Below are 4,460 nucleotides of genomic sequence, written 5' to 3'. Positions count from 1 at the left end.
AGGAAACGACTGATATTGACGCCGATTCGCTCGCTTCTTAATGCTGTAGAACTTTTGACTGTCCAGTTAATTACTTCACGCCTTCGGCAACTTCTTTAACCATCTCTGCCATGGAAATCAGTCCACCACCGGACAGATACCAGAAATTCGGGTCGAGATAGATGATTTTGCCGTCTTTAAACGCGTTGGTCTTCTTCACCAGATCGTTCTCCACGACTTCCTTGGCTGGTGTTACATTCTCGCCGCTGACTACCGCGTCTCTGTCAATGACGAAGAGATAGTCCGGGTTTTTCTCGGCGACGTATTCGAAAGTTATTTTTTGACCATGTGATGTTTGAGAATCGATTTTATCGTCCACTGGCACAACTCCGAATACGTCATGGATCAAGCCGAATCGGGAGCCTACCCCATAAGCGTTGGCCTTGCCACCTGTCGTCAGAATGATCAAACCTTTCTTACCGCTGGCGGCTGCCGTTTCGTTCAACTGCTTGATGGATTCGTCAATCGCGGCCAGCTCTTTGTCCGCTTCGGCTTCCTTACCGAAGATCGAGGCAAGCGTCTTTACGTTTTCCGTGAAGGATTCCATATAGTTCTGTGTATCAACCCCCATAAAGACCGTTGGGGCGATTTTATCCAACTCTTTGTAAGCTTCGGAAGATCTGCCCGAAATGATGATCAGCTCCGGCTTAAGCGCGTTGATTTTCTCGAAATCGGGCTCGAACAGCGTTCCTGCATTCATGTATTTGGAGTCTTCATATTTCTTCAGGTGGCCCGGCAGCGAGCTTTGAGGTACAGCAGCCACTTCGATTCCCAGCTTATCCAATGTTTCCAAAGCACCGTAGTCGAATACAACGACATTTTTCGGATTTTTCTTAACCGTTGCTTCCCCAAGCTGATGTTTGATCGTAAGCACCTCGTCTTTAGGCGCCTCTGTGTTCTTATTCTCGTTATTTGCCGCGGCGTTAGTTGTCTTTGCCTCTGATCCGCCCGGGGTTCCTTCCGAATTTTTCGCCCCGCATGCGGCGACTATGAAAACCAGAAAAATCGTCATCAACAACATGGATAATTTCTTGCTCACTCTTAACACCCCTAATAATTTAGTTTTTATATGAAATTATTTTGACGATGTCGCTAACTTTAACTTGATGTCCGCTGCCTTTTTATAAGTATGGTTTCACTATCCTCCTTTCGCGGCGAACTGTCGGAGCGAACCGTGCTGGGAACCGTCAAATAAGATTCACCGGCTTTTGTAGACAGATTAAGTAAAATAAACGCAGATTTTATTGCCGTCAATCTCATGAATCTGAATGTCCATATCGTATACCTCCCGCAGTACGGACGAATCGATAATTTCGGCGGTCGTGCCTTCCTTTACAATTCTACCGTCCTTAAGCGCCACAATATAATCGGAATAACAGGAGGCGAAATTGATGTCATGGATTACGATAATTACTGTTTTGCCGAGCTCGTCGGCCAATCGCCTCAGCACCTTCATAATTTGAACGGAATGCTTCATATCCAAATTGTTCAATGGTTCATCCAGCAGAACATAATCGGTATTCTGGGCAATAATCATGGCGATGAAAGCCCGCTGCTTCTGTCCGCCACTCAACTGATCCAAATATTTGTCCTGCATGTCTTCCAGTTCCATATAGCGAATGGCTTCGTCCACATATTTCTTATCCTCCGCCGTCAGTCTTCCTTGGGAGTAAGGAAAACGTCCGAAGCCGACCAGTTCTTTAACCGTTAACCGGATATTAATGTGATTGGACTGCTTCAGGATGGAAATCCGCTTGGCCAGCTCGTTGCTTTTCCACTGACCGATCTCACGCCCTTCAATCCATATCTCCCCTTCGTCCTTGGGGATCAGGCGGCTGACCATCGACATCAGAGTGCTCTTCCCCGCCCCGTTCGGCCCGATAAACGAGGTAATCTTCCCCTTCGCTATCTTAACGGATACTTGATCTACGACATTTTTGTTTCCGTACCGTTTGGAAACGTTTCTGACTTCTACCACGATTTGTTCTCCTTTAACAGAAGGTATATGAAGTATACTCCGCCGATAAAATTGATGATGACACTTAACGAGGTGGAGAACGTGAATACCCGCTCGACCAAGAGCTGTCCTCCGACCAAAGCGATAATACTGATCAGGATAGATCCTGTGATTACATACGAATGCCGGTACGTTCTTATAAATTGATAGGCTACGTTCGCGACAAGCAAGCCCAGGAACGTGATCGGTCCGACCAGTGCGGTGGACACGGCTGTAAGTATTGCAACGACAATCAGAATTCTCTTGACGACATAATCGTAGCTGACACCGAGATTGATCGCATGTTCTTTACCTAAAGACAGCACATCCAAATATTTATTGAACTTGATAAAGTAGGCTGCCGTAGCGAAGACGACGATGTAGGCAAGCAGAAGAATGTCGGAGTTGACGTTATTGAAGCTCGCGAACATCTTGTCTTGGACCACCATAAATTCGTTCGGATCGATGAGCATTTGCATAAAGGACGAAATACTGGAAAAGAACGTTCCGAAGATCAATCCGACCAGCAGCAGGAAATAAATATTTTTGCCCTCTCTTTTGAACAAAAATTTATACAATAGTCCCGCGAACAGCACCATAAAACCGACGGAGATGAGAAAGTGAATGTTCTTGCTCATCATGGTCAACGTAGTGGAGCCGAAGATGAAGACAATCGCCGTCTGCACCAGCATATAAAGAGAGTCCAATCCGATGATGCTCGGCGTCAATATTTTATTGTTCGTAACGGTTTGAAACATAACGGTTGAGAAAGCGATGCTGCCGCCCGTCAACAATATGGCCAATATTTTCTTGCCTCTTCGCGGCAATGCATAATCCCAATTGCCGGCCGCATCGATGAATAAAAGGATGCAGATGAGCAACAGTGCCAGGGCGCCCAGGATATACAGCTTCGTTTTATGACTCATGTGACTTTCTCCTCAATAGCAAATAAAGAAAAATGCCGCTTCCTATGACCCCAACCGTAAGGCCGATAGAAATTTCGAACGGATAAATGATAATACGGCCGAGAATGTCGCAAGCCAGGACGAATACTGCCCCTAACAACGCCGTATGAGAAAGGTTTTTCTTCAGGTTATCGCCTTGGTAAATAGTTACGATGTTCGGAATGATCAGCCCCAGGAAAGGGATGTTTCCAACCGTAAGCATAACGATCGCGGATACAAGTGCGACGATCACCAGGCCGATATTGACTACCCGCTTGTAATTCAGCCCCAGGTTGACGGAGAACTCCTCCCCCATGCCGGCAACGGTAAACCGGTTCGCGTATAGATATGCTGCGACAACTAACGGGATACTTAAGTAAAGCAGCTCGTAGCGACCCTGCATGATCATGGAAAAGTCGCCGTGAAGCCAAGCGCCCACACTCTGGATTAGACCATACTTGAGACCCAAGAATGTCGTCGTCGAGCCGACGATGCTGCCGAACATCAAACCGACTAGCGGAATAAAGATTGAATCTTTATACTTGATTTTGTCTAAAATCTTCATGAATGCGAATGTTCCCGCCAGCGCGAAAACAAAAGCGACAAGCATCTTCTGCAGAGGGCTGGCCGAGCCGAAGATCAACAGCGATACGAGAATTCCCAAGCTGGCCGAGTCCATCGTTCCCGCCGTAGTCGGGGAGACGAATTTGTTTCTCGTCAGCTGCATCATGATCAACCCGACGATGCTCATGCTCGTTCCGGCGATAATTATGCTGATTAAGCGGGGAACGCGGCTGATCATAATAATTTCCAACTGGTCCTCTGTCAAGCTGAATATATCGAAGATGGATATATCCGTAACGCCTATAAATAATGAAATAAAGGAGAAAACTATCAGTGCGATAACCAGGTATCTTTTTTTCATCACTTTTTTCCTTTGCGCAAATGAATCTCATTCTCATTTAGGGTAATAATGATATTCATTCTCAATTAGATCACGATTAGTATTATAACATGCTGAACCCCGCTGTCAACATTATCCATGGTTTTCCGGATAAAAAAACGACAAAATTCAATAATTATTCATAATGTTGGTTCATTTTTTCAACTTGCTCGTTACGTCTGCCCGCAACAACGGGATGTAATTGGAAAATCCGTCTATTTCTGCTGGTGTTGTGCCAAGGGAATGGAGTAGCGCGTCTGATTGGAAAATAGCTTAGCCAACCACCGGCCCTTGTGGCGATTATCTCCCACTGCGCCGACTCCCAGTGCGCGGTGTTTGGCGTCGCATGACGATGGTCAACCACATGGCTACGTACCGGGGACTGGGTAACTAACTGGATTTTATGTAGGTAGATGGGATCTAGCCGCCAAAATCGCTAACCTACCTTGAAAATCCGTCTATTTTACAGTCTGCAGGCATCGTTGCAAGCGGAGCGGCACATCTAACTGTATTTTGTACAGGTAGATTCAAGCGAATG

4 protein-coding genes are annotated in these 4,460 nt (G+C 46.2%); all 4 read right to left on the bottom strand.

From position 1 onward, the window contains the following. Positions 1–70: 70 nt before the first annotated feature. The 4 genes from ACFQ03_RS20705 to ACFQ03_RS20690 all read right to left on the bottom strand — a co-directional run bounded on the left by ACFQ03_RS20705 (position 71) and on the right by ACFQ03_RS20690 (position 3,904). Positions 71–1,078: a siderophore ABC transporter substrate-binding protein gene (locus ACFQ03_RS20705; RefSeq protein ID WP_379290681.1), complete on the bottom strand. Its 1,008-nt coding sequence runs from the start codon at positions 1,076–1,078 to the stop codon at positions 71–73. 180 nt (positions 1,079–1,258) lie between these two features. Next, the gene (locus ACFQ03_RS20700) at positions 1,259–2,017 is read right to left on the bottom strand and encodes an iron ABC transporter ATP-binding protein (RefSeq protein WP_379290679.1); all 759 of its coding nucleotides are present in this window, start codon (positions 2,015–2,017) and stop codon (positions 1,259–1,261) included. After that, entirely contained in the window at positions 2,011–2,961 is a 951-nt protein-coding gene (locus ACFQ03_RS20695) for an iron chelate uptake ABC transporter family permease subunit (protein WP_379290677.1), read from the bottom strand. Before ACFQ03_RS20695 ends, ACFQ03_RS20700 begins: the two co-directional genes overlap by 7 nt. Further along, positions 2,951–3,904 carry an ABC transporter permease gene (locus ACFQ03_RS20690; RefSeq protein WP_144935524.1) on the bottom strand — a complete coding sequence of 318 codons (954 nt, stop codon included), beginning with the start codon at positions 3,902–3,904 and terminating at the stop codon, positions 2,951–2,953. The genes ACFQ03_RS20695 and ACFQ03_RS20690 overlap by 11 nt, the downstream gene beginning before the upstream one ends. Positions 3,905–4,460 lie beyond the last annotated feature (556 nt).

The sequence above is a fragment of the Paenibacillus residui genome (genome assembly GCF_042677205.1).
Classification (GTDB): domain Bacteria; phylum Bacillota; class Bacilli; order Paenibacillales; family NBRC-103111; genus Paenibacillus_L; species Paenibacillus_L residui.
This window is presented reverse-complemented; position numbering and strand designations above follow the sequence as displayed.